This window comes from Rhizobium sp. SRI_017 (assembly GCF_057586295.1).
Genome location: NZ_JBYCZP010000109.1, coordinates 1 through 274 on the forward strand (window position 1 = coordinate 1; position 274 = coordinate 274).

Sequence of the window (274 nt, forward strand, 5' to 3'; positions counted from 1 at the left end):
AATCCTCGACCACGAGGAGGCCTTCAAGATCCCACATGGTCCCGACTACCTGCTTGGGCTTCGGGACGTACGTGGCCAAGGCGTACCGGTGGTCGATCTCCGTCTTCGCCTGGGTATGACGAAGACGGAAAAGACCCCGCACACGCGGATCCTGGTGCTTGACGTCCAGATCGGCGAGAAGATGCTGACCCTGGGCCTGGTCGCCGACCGCGTCTATGAAGTGACGCCCTTCCGGCGCGACGAGATCGAGGGGGCGCCGGATATCGGCGTCCGC

1 protein-coding gene is annotated in these 274 nt (G+C 63.9%); it reads left to right on the top strand.

The genetic code is table 11. The features are described from left to right. Positions 1-274 (top strand): chemotaxis protein CheW (locus tag AC2YI2_RS35260; protein WP_487391155.1); only part of this gene is annotated, 274 nt, incomplete at both ends.